Below are 16,381 nucleotides of genomic sequence, written 5' to 3'. Positions count from 1 at the left end.
TCTATGAGTCTAATAACCTCGAAGAAGGCTGGGACGGAACATTTAATGGCGTGGATTGCAAACAAGATGTTTATACCTACAAAGTAAAGGTTACAGGCTTTGACGGCAAGGATTATGAATACAAGGGCACCTTATCCTTATTGCGCTAAAAGTATAGATAAACAGGAACAAAACTTCCCATTCAGCATGTCCAATTCTTGTATATTTGAGCCCTGATTCTTACAATCTAATAATGAGTAATTCAACATTAAACAACAATCGTCCCTTAATTCTCTGGCTATATAGTGGATGTTTTTTAGTTTTTACAATGGTTATAATAGGCGGCATTACACGTCTAACAGGTTCAGGATTATCTATTACGGAATGGAATGTGGTTACAGGCACGTTACCTCCAATGAACGAAGCAAAGTGGCAGGAAGAATTCGTTAAATACCAACAGATTCCACAGTTTAAACTATTAAATGCAGATTTTACCTTATCAGACTTTAAAAACATTTACTGGTGGGAATATTTACATAGACTAATTGGCAGATTGATGGGATTTGCATTCATTATTCCCTTTCTATTTTTCCTATATAAAAAACAAATTAGCCGTACCCTATTACCAAAACTACTTTTTATTCTTGCGTTAGGTGCGTGGCAGGGATTTCTTGGTTGGTATATGGTAAAAAGCGGCTTAGTGAATAATACACACGTGAGCCATTACAGACTTGCTATACATCTAACCAATGCCTTTATCACTTTTGGATATATATACTGGGTGATATTAGGTCTCAAAGCAAAAGCAACCCCCATTAACAACCACGTATCTAAATCTATCAAAACATTGAGTCTTACTACTTTTTTAATATTGATAATTCAAATTATCTATGGTGCATTTGTCGCGGGCACTCATGCCGGATTTATGTACAACACTTGGCCCATGATGGGAGATAAGTGGATTGCTCCTGATGTAGGAGAAGTATTGGCGAACAATGGATTAATAAGTCTGATAGATAACCCACTCAGTGTACAATTTATTCACAGAACAGTTGCTTTGATTTTACTGGCACTCGTTTTATACATTTGGTTAAAACGCAAAAACCCAACTTGGAATCTTAATTCAGTTCAAATTCAATCTACCAATATTGTAATGTTATTCATTTTGATACAAGTTCTACTCGGGATTTTCACTCTACTATTTGTTGTACCGGTATGGCTGGGTGTAACGCATCAAGCAATGGCGTTTCTCATTTTTGCAGCAATGTTATTTCAGGTATATCACATGTACCATACACAGACTCATAAGCAAAGCAACATGTAACCTTTTTGCGTAAAAAATAGAATTTCTATTTATAACTTATATCCTTATTTTTGCAACCTCAATAAAGTACCATGAATAGTCCTAAGGCAAATAAACTAATCCAAAAAATCACCTCAGAAGTAACAAAAGGCGGTATTGACGCAGAATCTCTTATACCACAATTACAAGAACTGAGAGAACTTGCAAAATTAGAAAACGACCCTGTAGTTATCCGCTGTATTCGTATGGCTTATGAGCATTTGGAAAACAATGGTGCATGGGAATATCCTGTAATTAAACCCGAAGAAGACGAAGATGGCAACCCCCTAGAGGATGAAGAATATACTGCTGAAGAGCATTTCTCTACACTCCTTTCTATGTTAGAAAAGTCTGACAATAAGTACAATCGTGACGAGCTACGTTCTATAGCAAATGAATTGAATGATTTTTAATCATTCATAATAAATTTAGAGAACGTCAATCAATTTATCCATCTTTTTTACAAAACGCCCAATGGCAACAGGTGCAATCCCTGCATTAATTAACAGTTGAAAGAATTTGTCACTTGCACTCTCCTCCACAGCAACTAACAACCCACCACTGGTTTGAGGATCTGACAATATATTTCTCTGCAAATCATTCAACTCTGAAACCTTATGTCCATAACTCTTGAAATTCCTATTAGTGCCACCAGGTACACATCCCGTTTCTAAATACTGATAAATAGATGGGATAACCGGTATCTTATCAAACTCTAACACAGCTGACAAATTGCTCCCTTCACACATTTCAGACAAATGTCCCAACAAACCAAAACCTGTAACATCAGTCATCGCCTTCACCCCCTCAATGCGACCAAATGAAACTCCCGACTCATTTAAAGTTGTCATATACTTCAACATCAGTTCTTCATCTTGAGGTAACAGCACACCTCTTTTTTGAGCAGTTGACAAAATACCAATGCCCAAAGGTTTAGTAAGAAAAATAAGTGAGCCTTCTGTTGCCGTTGAATTTTTTTTTAAAAATCGTTTCTCCACCAAACCATTCACAGCCAATCCAAAGATTGGCTCAGGGCTATCTATACTATGCCCCCCTGCAATGCTAATTCCTGCTTGGCTGCAAATACTGCGGGCACCTTCTAAAACTTCTTGTGCGACTTCCGGTGCAAGTTTATCTATGGGCCAACCTAAAATTGCAATTGCAACCAGCGGCTTGCCTCCCATGGCATAAACATCACTAATCGCGTTTGTAGCAGCAACCCTCCCAAAATCATACGCATCGTCAACAATAGGCATAAAGAAATCTGTAGTTGAAATCAGCGCATTTCCATCACCCATATCTATTACTGCCGCATCATCACGTTCTTTGTTTCCTACTAATAAACGAGAATCAATTTGTTTTGCAGAAGTATGTAATATTTTATCCAAAATGGTTGGACTGATCTTACAACCGCAACCTGCGCCATGAGAATATTGAGTTAATTTGATTGTATTTTCACCCATAATCGGTTCATCACTTATGTTAAATTATTATTATTTGCAAATGCTATCACTTGTTGAGCAGTATTTTGCACATTGTCAAACTCTATTGATAATGGAAAACAATTTGTCGCATCTCTGTTTAATATTCCATTTGTATAAGTCTTATCATAATAAATCAATACAATCCTAATAAAATCCTCTATTCTATTTTCTTGAATCGCATTGATTGCGTCCTTAGTTTGCTCAGGTCCAAATCTCTTCTGAATTTTTTGAGTGGATTCTATCAAAAAATTCTTATCTAACATCCCATACTCTTCGGTTAAGAATTTCACCCGTTGCTCTTTGTCAATCCTTAATTCAACCAAACGTGCAGATTTGATTTGTTTGAGAATATCTGGGGGAATAGAAATTTTCCCAATAAGAGAACTTTCATTTTCTATCCAAATTCTTTTGTGAATATTGACGTTCGACAATTGCTGCGCCAACATATTCTCAAATTGTTCTTGAGAAGGCTGAATCAACTTATTTAATGAACCATAAGCAGAACCCAAATGTTGAGCTAAATCTTCTAAATCAATAACCTGCTCTCCTTTTACTGCCAATTCTTTTAAAATTTCAGTCTTGTGAGAACCTGTCATTCCACCCAGAACACAGAACGGATAGTCCTTTGCAAATTGCTTCAATACCCAATTTCTATATTGCTTATACCCTCCGTTGAGCACTAAAACTTCAAAACCATAGAAATCAAGAATCCAAGCCATTGCGCCACTACGCATTCCTCCTCTCCAGCAATGAATTAGAACCTTTTTATCAGGAGCTATTTGCAGAGCATTTTCAATAAAAGCCCTCCATTTTTTACCTGTCAAATCAAAGCCCAGCAATATAGCTTCTTCTCTTCCTTTACGTTTGTATGTTGTGCCAATTTGAACACGCTCTTCATCTGTAAAAATTGGCAGATTGATAGAATTCACAATATGAGCATGCGAATATTCGCTTGGCGTTCGAACATCAATGATTACAACATCTTGGTTTAATTTAAACAAATCACCGATATCTATTCGCTTTATCATTCGCTTATGGGCATGCAAAAGTAAGTTACAGCAAGCAACGAAACACTCATTAATTACAACAAGTCAAAGAAATACAATTCACTTAAGATTTCTCTTAAAAATTTACTTTCTTTGAAGCGTTTACCAAAGCAAATTACCATTGACACTGCATTACAACAGTTGCTTAAAGAAGTTATTCTTGTTGATTATTATTTGTTTGACCTCATTAATAATCAATGCTCAAGAATCTACCCAAAAAAGGACATTAGTCAATCAACTGATTGATGAGGATAAATCCGACTCAGCTATTATCATTCTGAAACAAATTCTTAATGATTCACCTAAAGATAGCATTGAACATCAGGGGAGAGTATTACATCAGATTGGTAAAATCCTCTCTTTTAACGGACAACCCAAAGAAGCATTTCAATATTTAGAACAAGCGAAAAAGAAATATCGCATTGCTCAAAACCAATACTTAGAGACACGTATTCTCCAATCCTATGGGCAAGTTTATGCAGACTTAGGAAATCTTGATTCAGCAATCATAGTAATTCAACAAGCATTAAATTATTGGAAAAAAAACAGAGATACCACAAGAATAATGGGCAGTTTACTTGATTTGGGATTATATTATTATGACAATAACAACCCGACCAAAGCACTGGACTGCTACATTGAACTTGTCTCATTACCATACCGGCAAGACCTCATCCAAAAAGCAAAAGCCTATAACCAAATGGGCAACATTTGGTCAACAGAACTTGGCAATGAGAAAAAGGCACTTGAATATTATCTCAAGAGTTTGGAAATAAAGCTTGGATTAGAAGGAGATTATAAAAATTCTATTACCGCCTCATATAACAATATTGGCTTATCATATAAAATTCTTAACAAGTTAGATTCTGCTGCTTATTACTACCAAAAAGCAATTCAAACAGGTAAGAGTGCAAGAGCTTGGTCAAGGCTTATAGAGCCGCTAAACAACCTTGCTAATATTTACAAACGTCAAAACAACTTTGCAAAAGCTGAACAAACGCTGTTAGAAGCTGAACAATACCTCATTTACGGATCGCTCAACAATAAAGTTACAATTTACACCAGTTTAGGAATACTATTTAATCAAAAAAAGGAATATGCACGAGCTTTAACCTATTTACTCCAAGCTGCAGAATGGGCTGACAAAAGCGGTAATTATATTGACATGGCAGATGTTCAAGAGTTTTTAATTGAAACTTATTGGGGCTTGGGACAAACAGAAAATGCACAAAATAGTTTAGATAAACTATTAGACCTCAAAGACAGTATCACTACAATCAAATTGAATACATCTGTTGCAGACATGATGGTAAAATATGAGACAAATGAGAAAGAAAAGGAATTACTACTAAACAAGCAATTACTCTTAGAGAAAGACATAAAATCACAACAAACATTCCTATGGTTTATGGTGATATTCATCTGCTTAATCATCAGTATCTTTATAATTTTTATGAAATTTCGAGCAAAACAGGCTCAGGTTAAACAAGCAGCATTGGAATTATCCTTACAAGAACAAAAAGCAAGAAACAAAGTACAAGAAGAACGATTGCGCATTTCTCGAGAACTGCATGACAATATAGGCTCACATTTAACGCTCATCAACGCACTAACTGAAGAATGTGACGAATCTAACTCCAGAATCAAAAAAGTGCGAAACCACATTCAACTTAGCATGAAAGAACTTAGAAAGACTGTTTGGTTATTAAACAAAGAATCAAACAGTTTGGAGGAGATAGAGATTAGGTTAAGAGACTTCTTGAGCAATTTAGAAGAACATGGAAAAATTATCCAAATTGAAACTAAAGGAAATGCTAAAGTAATATTGAACGACATTCAAACTACACATCTCTTTCGGACAATACAAGAAGCTGTAAACAATGCACTAAAGTATGCTGATTGCAGTTTAATCAGCATTACGCTCAACAATGAAATAGAAAATCAATTGGAGTTCTTAATCGAAGATAACGGCAAAGGGTTTTTACAAGAAAACATGAATTCAGGTAACGGTGTTATCAATATGCAATACCGAATGGAGCAAGTGAAAGGACATCTTCAAATAGAGAGCAATCCTAACAATGGCACTCGCATCTTTGGCGGGTTTCCACTCAAATAATACACAATATACGAAACACTGCGTATTGCACTCAGCTATGAATAACATGACCTTTGAACTTAATATGCCAATTACTATTGCAATTGCAGAAGACAACCATTTCTCGAGGCAAGCAGCTGTTGAGCGTATTGCAAAATTTCCGCAGTTAAAATTAAAACACATCGCAGTAAACGGCAAAGAACTGATTTCAATGTTAAATCGTGATAGTAATGTAGATATAATATTGATGGACATTGAAATGCCTATCATGAACGGCATAGATACCACCAAAGAGGTTAAGAAAAATTGGAATCAAATTAAGGTATTGATTTTTACCATGTTTGATGATGAAAAAAATCTTTTCAATGCAATTTTATCGGGAGCTTCAGGCTACATATTAAAAGACAGCAATTCCGATCAACTTTTCCAAGCAATAATGGATGCAATGACAGGCGGTGCAGCCATGAGCCCGGGTATTGCGCTAAAAGCTCTCAACTTGATTAAAAATCCAAAGACCGTCCAGTTTGACTCACAAGACTTTGGTTTAACAGATAGAGAAATAGAATTATTAAATCAATTAAAGAACGGGCTTACTTATGAACAAATAGCCGCTAATCTTTTTATTAGCTATCATACAGTTCGCAAGCATATTGAAAATATCTATCGCAAACTGCAAGTCAACAACAAAGTGGAAGCCATTAAAAAAGCTTCAGGAAACAACTTAATTGATTAAAAAAAAACAGAACATAAGAAGAACAACATATTTAAACATATTTATTTTTGAACCAAACTATTTAACATTATGAAAAACATTACTCTAACATTAATCAGTGTATTTATCAGTATAAATGCAATTGGGCAAAACATCAGCTATTCAATCTCTAGCGATGACCCATACGATTTGAAACGGACAACCATCCATTTAGATCCTTTTTATGCAGACGCATATTGGACAAATGTAACAATGGGTTGGGGGATTAGAGCAGATTATATCTTAGATAAAAGTCTCTGCTTTGGGCTCACCTTCAGACGTGCATACTTCGACATGAATGCGCGTGAGCATATAGACAATAGTCTGATGTATAGTGCAAGTGGACTTTCAAAACATATACATATTGAACCCGTTGCATATTATACGCTCAGCGATCAAACAAAACGCACAAACATGAAAATTGTATTATCATCTTCATCTTATACAGTTGGAAATTATAGATATACCAATACTCAATACATTTATGTACCGGGTACTGCACGAAATATATTCAGTGCACGCGGTGGAGTCTCATTTATTAACACAGCCATAGACATAAGTGAAGGAGACGGGGCTTCTGATTTTGTTGCTGAAGATTCTAAAGACAAAACAAGGACATTTCAATTTGGTGCTTATGGTCAAAAGCAAGGAGGAAATTCTATCTATTCCGGTTATACAATGATGAAGACCGCTGCAATTTTTGCCGGTTTGTCATATAAATATATTACCAATTTGCTTGTTTATGTTGAAGGTTGGGGCAATAGACGTAATGCCGGATTAAATGATATTTTTCTGGATTTTATGTTCGCACCTGTCGTTTCATTTGCAGACATGAGCTCAGCTGACAATACTGTATGGAATATTGATAATAAAAATATCAGCAGAATGGGATGGAGATTTGGTTGGCAATACAGACACCCAAATAAAACCTGGATGTCTTTTGAAACTGCTTTCGGAGCGAGACCCGGATACAAAGGCAAGAAATCAGGAATTCTCAATCCGAGATTCTTTTTAGATATTACAATGGGAATTTCTATTCCTACCAATAAGTTTTAATCATTCATCTTATTAAAGATAAAGAGATTTTAATAAGAGCAGTATGCTCATGACAATTTTAATAGAGAGAAAATTCATTATTAGAATGCGAGATACCAAGCTTGATGATATTCATTAGAAGAGTGCATTTATGCATCTTCTCTTCTGTTTCGTCTTCTAAGTTTAATATTGGCTTTACTTTCATTGCCGGCAACTAACCTCTTGATATTTTTTTGATGCGTAAGCACAACCATGATAGCTGCAGAAATGCCAAATGCAACAAATAGAGGCTCATCAGGTTTAAAAATAAAAATCAACATTAGCGGGAAAGAAATAGTAGCTAAAATTGAGCTAAGGGATACATACTTGGTCGCAAACAGAATAACAATGAACAAAGCAATGCAAATCAGAGCCGGTACATAATGAATACCTATAACCATCCCTAAAAGAGTAGCAATTCCTTTTCCTCCTTTAAAATTTGCAAACAACGGGAATACATGCCCAAGCACAGCCAATAAACCAAACAATAGTTGAAGGTTCACAAATCTCACAGAATATATATCTACAAAATTAAGCAACCAAGGAAGCGAAGCGGCTATTAGCCCTTTGGAAATATCCATCATCAGTACAAAAGTACCTGCTTTTGTTCCTAAGACTCTAAAGGTATTTGTTGCCCCTGCATTTCCGCTACCGTATTCTCTGACATCCTTCTCAAAAAGTGCTTCTCCTATCCATACACTGCTCGGTATTGAACCAAGCACGTAAGACAAAGCTGCAAGTCCGATAATTGAAAGTATTTCTATCAATTCTAAAATTTAAAGTAATAAAGTTAGGAAGTGCAAATCTAAATGTTTTTTCTAAAATTGGTCAAACCGCCTCAACAATTTATCTACAGATCGAGGAGTTCCTCTACGTAAACTATAATCATCATTGGAAATCTTCTCTCCTTTCTCTAAAATGATTTGGTTAAACTTATCATCAGTTGCATAAGCATACATCACACCACGCACATAATTCAGATAAATAAACTCATTTGGAGTAAATTCAATATAGATATGAATATCATCACCACTGCGCTTTTTATCAACAACCAATATTGCTCCAAAACGCTTATTGATATTCACACCATTAATAGAAGCAATATCGATTGCCCCATTACATATAAAGGCATTGTTTCTATTATCAAATCTCCAATTAGATGCTGCAATAAAGAACATGGCTTTTTCAGGAGCTCTCGAGTTGACTTCTTTGATATATAAATCAGAGTCAAAAATTTCTTTAACTTTATCGGATGCTTTGCCAACTGTTTTAAAAAACTGACTGGTGGCAACCACACTCTCTCCATTGAGCATGCCACTATTCTTCACTCTGCTCATCAGTGTTTTCATATCTGCTGCAGAGGTATAGAACTCAGCTAAATTTGCAACAAAGGCACTCGTTTTAATACTGGTAGCGGTACCAAAATTTTCATTTTTGGCAAGTTCAATCATTCGAGTAACAGCTTCTTTGGGTAAAGGAAAATCTATAAAAACAGTCCAATCAAAATTATATGTGGTATCTCCCTCTTTCCACAAACTTGTGCCCGCAAAACCTGTTTTGATACCGGGTTTTACATTTAAACTCAAATCAAATCTACCTTCAGTTTTAATAGTCCTTGCTTGATCGTTAATTCGAATTACATTGCCGCGTTCTTCTTTTTCAAACAATTTCTTCTTATCTCCAACAACGATATCTCCGCTTGCATGATCATAAAATAACACACCGGAATCTAAGGTAACTTCCGGATTGGAATACCCTTGTTTCATTCCAAAAAGCATAGGATATACTCTCACACTATCACCAGCAACAAAAAGTCCAGACAACAAAGGTCTATTGTCAACATTGCGCGGATTGGCAACATCTATCACTACGTCTGCTGCATCCATATCCCCTTTAAACCTCACCCATTGACCAACAACATAGTCCATGGTATGGATAGGTTTAATGAAACCGGTATAGACTATTGGCTTATCCGTACTGACAATCTTAGCCCATCCTTTATAACCTATAGCCTTATCCAAGAAATACATCTGTGAATCAAGGATATACCCAACTCCCACTAAATGTTTTGAATCATCAATCTTGATTGAGTCCATATTGATAATATGTTGTTCTCCTAATTTGGTTTTGTAATCATAATATCCGCTTGCTCTGATATTATTTTTGCCATAAATCTTCGTTTGAGTGTTATAAATCTTGTGATACTTATCAACCCTATTCGCTTCAATTAATGTACTGTCAAGCTTATCCATATCGGCATCTTTTCTCACAATTGCTTTGCCATCAACAAGAAATACACGAGAATCAGCCACATCTATATAGGGTATTTTTTCCATATAGATTACATTCTCTTTCATATCAAAATCAGCATACGAACATTCAAACTTGAGTGAGTCTTGATCTGCTTTTGTGGAAACAAAGTAAGGTTTTAGAGCAGGAAACTTCGGATTGGGTCGCATCTCAATTCTTTTCTCATCCATTTTCCAAGTATAGTCGCTTAACACTGTCCCGTACTGATTAACAGGCAAATAAGTCATGTCATCAGGAGCATTTGCAATAAAATGTCCTTTTCTTTTGTCAAAATCAATATGTGCTTCAACATTTGTAGTTTGAAAAGCAAAGACACCCGGGTCAATTGAAAAGATTCTAATTCCTGAAGTGTCTGCATCAACTTTGTTTCTTCCATAAACCATCTTTTTGGAGAAAAATTCAGCTTCGCTCCATTCTAATTGACCATTGCCGGACAACGCAGTAGGCTCAAGACTCAGTATGCCACCAAATTGATATTTTGTTTGAAACACATTAAACTTCTCTGTATTGTGTGACACAAGCATCTTGTCTTCATAAGGCAACCAACGAGTAGAAACATCTACCCCTGCAACCAAAGGATATTTTGATGATTCAGGCAAATCAAATGTTTTGCTGTTTGCTTGTGTTTCCTTAGGCAGAATTAGAAAATCATTACTTTTGGTAATAGAAGTTAAATATTGAATCTCGCCATTTCCATACAGCCCTTGATTGCTGAGCGAAATATTTAGCTTTGCATTTCCTTTAGACATATACATTGGCAAATCAATATCCTTGACAAATCCAAGTGAGAAGTCAGGTTGAATTGTCAACTCATATCGAAAATCAGGAAAAATGTCGGCAGAAATAAAAGTGCCTGGTAATTTTAAATCAGCAGCCGTAAAGTCATTCAAATTGGTAATTCTGAATGGATCAACCTCAAAATAAAAATTATCACGCTTGTATACAAAATTATGAGTTTGTTCATATTCGTAATGTACTTTAGAACCTCTTTCAGACGTAAAAATGGGATACTCAGGGTAGTCTTTCTTTTTTAGACCTGATTTGTTCTTGGGATAATCAAATTCAAGTGTACCATATAAATCTGACAGTACAGATTGTACTTTTCTTAATGCTTTTGTTGTTTCATCAGGATAATATAACACCATTGAATCAAAATGGGTATTCCTAATCATAAACGAATTGTATTCAAAATTGAAAGACTTTGAATAAAAATCAACCTTTCCTGCTCTCACAACACCTCCAAAGTTCATCGCCCTATCTTTTTTAATCAAGACTTGTTGTTCATGAGGAACTGCAATACAATTTTGACTATCACTAAAAGTAAATTTACGCACTCCTTCAACTTGCAGGTTCATATTATTTAAACTTAGGGTAACATTGGGTCTTGCAGAAATAACCGAAATCATTCTTATTACATCATAATCACGTACTTGCATGTGGTTATTTACATAGTTGTAAAGTCTATCTCTAATCTCAATAGAGTCCGTTTGCATATCGTAGTATATATAGCCATCATCAGCTAAGTTAATTATTTGCTCTTGAATATACTCTTTTTTACTTTGATAGTAAGCACAGTAGTCATCTAAGTGAAATTTCCTTTGTTGGGTTTTTAAAGAATAATCCCGCATTCTATAGAGAGGATTGTATGCTAAGATTCCTTGCACCTTTTCATATCTGAATTCTTTGAAAAAGTCTTTTGATTCAATTGCTACAGGTTTGTCCGGAGACATATTTCTGAATTCAATATAGGGTGTGAGTTGTTTCCATACCACCCTATCTGCATCAATTTCAACTCCATGAAAATCATCTTGGAACGTCATGAGCATTAGCCCCTTTTCACCTTTGTTCACAACAAGTTCCTTTTTATTAAAATCATAACGAACTTCAATAGCAGGATGAAAAACACTTCTATTAGAATCTAACAACACTTTAAACGATGCATTTAAACTACCTGCAACACCTTCATTAATCTTAAATGACTTTGATTGTAATACAACTCGTGGCTTCTTATCCTGAAACAGGGTAATCGTAACAGGCTCTCCACTCACGTTGTCTCCGGTTATTACCTTACCTTGCAAACTAAATCCCCCGCTATAGGTAGCTAAATCTCCAACAAGACCATCTATTTTCACATTGCCTTTATAACTTGAAAATTTAGGATAATTCCCATTCATAAGTTGGTCTTGGCTTGTAGTAAAAGAAACTTGGTCTGTCATCATCCCCAACACATCGCCTTTAAAATACTTGGGATATCTAAGATAAACGCTATCAGCTGTATAAGTGCTTCCTATAAAATCAATTTTATAATTAGTTAGTTTACAAAAAAGAACTTCTTCCGGCAGCCCAACCCTTGACCAATTTACCTTGCCATTTCTACCTACCCAATTTGCTTTATCCGGATAAAATGTACCCTCAGTATCAAAAATTTGCATTCTATCCAAAAAAGCTTCGCATGTGAGATTTAAGTATTTGAACTTGACTGCAACCCTTCCATCATATACCAATTCAAATTTATTATTGTCCGCATACCACTTCTGTTGCTCACTACTGTAAAGAATATTCTCAGCAAATAGTTTGTTTGCTGTTTGAAGAAAAGCTAAATAATCCTTTGTATTCTTACTCAGCAATTTACCACTAATATCTTGCCATTGAGTAAGCACTTTTTTCTCAATATTATTCGCAAAATAGAAGTTAATAGTGCTGATAAACAGTTCAAAATATGGTTGAACCGCTAATTTTTTATATAGCATATCTTCACAGATATCTCTGATGGCTTGTTTTTCCTTATCATCAAATTTCCCTGCATCCCATGCTGCTTTAAACTTTTTCACCTCCACTGCAACGTGTTCTTGCCCATATTCGGTCATGTGTTTGACCAATTCATTTATAAAAACTTCAGGGGCTGGCGAGAAACTTCTCTGTTGCCCATAAAGCATTGAGAATGCACAAGGCAACATAAAGAATAGTAAGAAAATAGTTTTTTTCATAAACAGTGCAGCAATCTTAATATCAACGACAAGAGTAATGAGATATTCTCAATGTTTTCAAAAATCATTCCACAGAATTTCAACCTGCGGCTTTGATGATTTCACAAAAATCTCTTGATTTTAGCGAAGCTCCGCCTATCAGACCTCCGTCTATATCTTCTGCTGAAAACAACTCTTTTGCATTGCCTGGTTTAACACTTCCTCCGTATAAAATCCGTATGCCGGCAGCTGTTTCCACAGAAAAGATTTCAGCCAATTGCTCTCTGATATAAGAATGTACATCTTGTGCTTGTTCGGTAGTGGCAGTCTTTCCTGTTCCAATCGCCCAAACAGGCTCATAAGCGATGATAATTTGATTTGAATTAAGGTCTGATGGCAAATTAGCAAGCCCTTCCCATAGCTGAACATTCATCACATCCCACAAATCACCGCTCTCTCTTTCTTCTAAAGTTTCACCAATACAATAAATGGGAATCAAACCTGCCTCAACAACCTTTTTATTTTTTTGATTTAACACCTCATTATCTTCAGAAAAATATTGCCTGCGTTCAGAATGTCCTACAATAACATGTGTACAACCAACGCTTTTGAGCATTGATACTGAAATTTCACCGGTATAAGCCCCCTCCGGTTCTTGATGAACATTTTGCGCACCGAGGCAAATAGAATGATTTTCAAGATTTTTTGCCACAGCAGCAATACTAACAAAGGGAGGACACAATATAATTTCAGCATCATTGCGAACCTCATCTTTGATAATGCCTTTAATCTCTGTTACTAATCCCAAAGCCTCATTGAGATTGGTGTTCATCTTCCAATTTCCGGCAATTATTTTTCTTCTCATTTTAGACTTAACTCTTTTTGACTTGGCGCAAAAATATGGCTTTATTGTTTGAAAATGTGCTACCTGATAAATACTTGGATCTCGACTCTGAGTCTTATAAAATCAAACAGAATATTCACTAAATAACATTAAACAGTCGCAAAAGACAGTTTAACAAGCCTTTAAATACTACTTTTCTATATTTTCAATTACTTTAAAAATATTTTTATGTACTTCGGTTAATTCAACACCGCGTCTTGCCATTACCCTTTGGGCAGTTTGCAGTGCTTTAGGCAATGTATAAAGCTCAATTCCTGCAGCTCCACCCCATGAAAAAGATGGAATAAAATTTCTTGGAAATCCTGCCCCAAAAATATTTGATGAAAAGCCCACAACAGTACCGGTATTAAACATGGTGTTAATTCCTGATTTACTATGATCCCCCATGATGAGTCCACAAAATTGCAATCCTGTTTTTACAAAAGATTTTTTGCGATAGTTCCACAACCGAACCTCATCATAATTATTCTTAAGATTAGAATTATTGGTATCTGCACCCAAATTGCACCATTCTCCCAGCACAGAGTTTCCTAAAAACCCTTCATGACCTTTATTTGAATATCCAAAAATAACACTATTGCTCACCTCTCCTCCTACTTTACAATGTGGACCAAATGAAGAACCACTATATATCCTTGCACCCATTTTTACTTGACTATGTTCTCCTAAAGCAAATGGACCTCGAATCATAGCCCCTTCCATAACTTCAGAATCCTTTGCAAGATAAATTGGACCATCGGTAGTATTAAAAATGGCACATTCCACTTTTGCGCCTTCTTCAAGAAAAACAGGATGTTTTCCAAACACTTGGTTAGTTGAAGATAACTTTTGTGAACTTCTACCTGAAGTAAGAATCTGAAAATCAGATTCGATTTCGCGAGCATTAAATTGAAAAATGTCCCACAGATTTGACAACAAAACGACTTCCCCTGTATATTCAACCCTTTTACTTTCATTTGTTCCATTTCGTGCAAGCAATACTTCCCCTTTATAGATTGCATCGCCTGCACATAAGTTAGAAAGTTGCTTAATAAAATCATTATTCGGCAATAACCTGCTGTTAACCTCAACAGGATGAGTTGCATTGCCATATAATGGTTGTAAATAATCAACAGTCTTGATGTGCACTGCGGAATTCAAGACTTTCTCCCATTTTTCGCGAATGGTCAAAATACCCCATCTAAAATCAGCGCAACTTCTACTTAGTGAAAGAGGAAACAAATCCTCTCGCATTTCATCATCAAAAAGTGTGATTCTCAACATGAATACTATTCAAAATAATTTTTATAGCCATAACCACCTTGCTTCAGAAATTCATCCTTTTTCATTAAGTTCAAATCTCCATGCATCATATCATCCACGAGTTCCTTTAGGGTATGTTTAGGTTTCCAGCCCAATTTTTGATACGCTTTTGTTGCATCACCAATAAGCAAATCAACCTCAGTTGGTCTAAAATACTTTGGATCAACAGCAATCACTTCTTTTCCTTGTTTGATAAACTTGGTATTCAGTCCCAATGCGACAGCACGTTCAGTATCAATTTCCGCAATAATACCTTTCTCGTTCTCATCCTTACCTACGAATTCCAATGTTATACCTAAGTATCCAAAAGCAAGCCGTGCAAAATCACGAATCTCGGTAGTCTGCCCTGTAGCAATAACATAATCTTCCGGTTTGATTTGTTGTAAAATCAGATACATAGCTTCCACATAATCCTTAGCATGCCCCCAATCTCGTTTAGAATTAAGATTACCTAAATAGCATTTATCTTGTAATCCCAAGGCTATTCTTGCAGCAGCTCTTGTTATTTTTCTAGTTACAAAAGTCTCTCCTCTAATCGGAGATTCGTGGTTAAATAAAATGCCATTGCATGCGTACATATTATAAGCCTCTCGGTAGTTTACCGTAATCCAATAGGCATACATTTTAGCAACTGCATAAGGAGAGCGGGGATAAAAAGGAGTGGTTTCATTTTGAGGGATTGCTTGCACCTTGCCATACAATTCAGAAGTAGAAGCCTGATAAATTTTAGTTTTCTCTGTGAGTCCGAGAATTCTAACAGCTTCCAATAGTCTCAATGTCCCTAAAGCATCAGAGTTTGCTGTGTATTCCGGACTTTCAAAACTAACTTTCACATGGCTTTGTGCTGCAAGATTGTAGATCTCATCCGGCTGCACTTCTTGCACTATACTTATCAAATTAGTACTGTCAGTCATATCACCATAGTGAAGTTTCAGCGCGGCATTCGGATTATGCGGATCTTCATACAAGTGATCAATCCTATCAGTATTAAACATAGAACTTCTTCTTTTAATACCGTGTACTTCATACCCTTTTTTTAATAAAAATTCAGCAAGATACGCCCCGTCTTGACCTGTAATTCCTGTAATAATGGCTTTTTTCATTCTCCTAATATGCTATCAATTTTTG

At 35.7% G+C, this 16,381-nt stretch carries 12 protein-coding genes; 5 read left to right on the top strand and 7 right to left on the bottom strand.

Translation table 11 applies throughout. From position 1 onward, the window contains the following. Positions 1 to 232 precede the first annotated feature (232 nt). Positions 233 to 1,303: a COX15/CtaA family protein gene (locus M0R38_05570; GenBank protein ID MCK9481215.1), complete on the top strand. Its 1,071-nt coding sequence runs from the start codon at positions 233 to 235 to the stop codon at positions 1,301 to 1,303. A gap of 71 nt (positions 1,304 to 1,374) precedes the next feature. Then, entirely contained in the window at positions 1,375 to 1,734 is a 360-nt protein-coding gene (locus M0R38_05565; GenBank protein ID MCK9481214.1) for a hypothetical protein, read from the top strand. A 15-nt stretch (positions 1,735 to 1,749) separates the two neighbouring features. Here M0R38_05565 and selD read toward each other — a convergent pair whose 3' ends face one another. Both selD and mnmH read right to left on the bottom strand, forming a co-directional pair. Continuing rightward, positions 1,750 to 2,784 carry a selenide, water dikinase SelD gene (selD, locus tag M0R38_05560; GenBank protein MCK9481213.1) on the bottom strand — a complete coding sequence of 345 codons (1,035 nt, stop codon included), beginning with the start codon at positions 2,782 to 2,784 and terminating at the stop codon, positions 1,750 to 1,752. Between the two features lie 14 nt (positions 2,785 to 2,798). Further along, positions 2,799 to 3,833 (bottom strand): tRNA 2-selenouridine(34) synthase MnmH, encoded by a 1,035-nt coding sequence (gene mnmH / locus M0R38_05555; GenBank protein MCK9481212.1) that lies wholly within the window; start codon positions 3,831 to 3,833, stop codon positions 2,799 to 2,801. A 196-nt stretch (positions 3,834 to 4,029) separates the two neighbouring features. On the opposite strand from mnmH, the gene M0R38_05550 reads away from it, so the two are divergent. From M0R38_05550 to M0R38_05540, 3 genes are all read left to right on the top strand, one after another. Further along, complete coding sequence (locus tag M0R38_05550) at positions 4,030 to 5,967, top strand: tetratricopeptide repeat protein (protein ID MCK9481211.1); 1,938 nt, start codon at positions 4,030 to 4,032, stop codon at positions 5,965 to 5,967. 37 nt (positions 5,968 to 6,004) lie between these two features. Next, the gene (locus tag M0R38_05545) at positions 6,005 to 6,679 is read left to right on the top strand and encodes a response regulator transcription factor (GenBank protein ID MCK9481210.1); all 675 of its coding nucleotides are present in this window, start codon (positions 6,005 to 6,007) and stop codon (positions 6,677 to 6,679) included. A gap of 69 nt (positions 6,680 to 6,748) precedes the next feature. After that, the gene (locus tag M0R38_05540; protein MCK9481209.1) at positions 6,749 to 7,753 is read left to right on the top strand and encodes a hypothetical protein; all 1,005 of its coding nucleotides are present in this window, start codon (positions 6,749 to 6,751) and stop codon (positions 7,751 to 7,753) included. Positions 7,754 to 7,881: 128 nt separating this feature from the next. Here M0R38_05540 and plsY read toward each other — a convergent pair whose 3' ends face one another. The 5 genes from plsY to gmd all read right to left on the bottom strand — a co-directional run bounded on the left by plsY (position 7,882) and on the right by gmd (position 16,356). After that, positions 7,882 to 8,538: a glycerol-3-phosphate 1-O-acyltransferase PlsY gene (plsY, locus tag M0R38_05535; protein MCK9481208.1), complete on the bottom strand. Its 657-nt coding sequence runs from the start codon at positions 8,536 to 8,538 to the stop codon at positions 7,882 to 7,884. Positions 8,539 to 8,589: 51 nt separating this feature from the next. Continuing rightward, positions 8,590 to 13,068, bottom strand: coding sequence for a hypothetical protein (locus tag M0R38_05530; protein MCK9481207.1), 4,479 nt, complete (start codon positions 13,066 to 13,068; stop codon positions 8,590 to 8,592). Positions 13,069 to 13,147: 79 nt separating this feature from the next. Continuing rightward, a complete protein-coding gene (tpiA, locus tag M0R38_05525) occupies positions 13,148 to 13,912 on the bottom strand; it encodes a triose-phosphate isomerase (protein MCK9481206.1) in 765 nt (254 codons plus the stop codon). Between the two features lie 168 nt (positions 13,913 to 14,080). Continuing rightward, positions 14,081 to 15,211 (bottom strand): GlmU family protein, encoded by a 1,131-nt coding sequence (locus M0R38_05520; GenBank protein ID MCK9481205.1) that lies wholly within the window; start codon positions 15,209 to 15,211, stop codon positions 14,081 to 14,083. A gap of 8 nt (positions 15,212 to 15,219) precedes the next feature. Continuing rightward, entirely contained in the window at positions 15,220 to 16,356 is a 1,137-nt protein-coding gene (gene gmd, locus M0R38_05515; protein ID MCK9481204.1) for a GDP-mannose 4,6-dehydratase, read from the bottom strand. Between the last annotated feature and the right edge of the window lie 25 nt (positions 16,357 to 16,381).

This window comes from Bacteroidia bacterium, assembly GCA_023228875.1.
In the GTDB taxonomy this organism is placed as follows: Bacteria; Bacteroidota; Bacteroidia; order NS11-12g; family UBA955; genus JALOAG01.
This window is presented reverse-complemented; position numbering and strand designations above follow the sequence as displayed.

Bases quoted from the DNA above. Each gene is read 5' to 3' on its own strand.
- tpiA (MCK9481206.1), bottom strand. From the start codon at position 13,912: ATGAGAAGAAAAATAATTGCCGGAAATTGGAAGATGAACACCAATCTC.
- M0R38_05565 (MCK9481214.1), top strand. From the start codon at position 1,375: ATGAATAGTCCTAAGGCAAATAAACTAATCCAAAAAATCACCTCAGAA.
- mnmH (MCK9481212.1), bottom strand. From the start codon at position 3,833: ATGATAAAGCGAATAGATATCGGTGATTTGTTTAAATTAAACCAAGAT.
- M0R38_05545 (MCK9481210.1), top strand. From the start codon at position 6,005: ATGAATAACATGACCTTTGAACTTAATATGCCAATTACTATTGCAATT.
- M0R38_05570 (MCK9481215.1), top strand. From the start codon at position 233: ATGAGTAATTCAACATTAAACAACAATCGTCCCTTAATTCTCTGGCTA.
- selD (MCK9481213.1), bottom strand. From the start codon at position 2,784: ATGGGTGAAAATACAATCAAATTAACTCAATATTCTCATGGCGCAGGT.
- M0R38_05530 (MCK9481207.1), bottom strand. From the start codon at position 13,068: ATGAAAAAAACTATTTTCTTACTATTCTTTATGTTGCCTTGTGCATTC.
- gmd (MCK9481204.1), bottom strand. From the start codon at position 16,356: ATGAAAAAAGCCATTATTACAGGAATTACAGGTCAAGACGGGGCGTAT.
- M0R38_05540 (MCK9481209.1), top strand. From the start codon at position 6,749: ATGAAAAACATTACTCTAACATTAATCAGTGTATTTATCAGTATAAAT.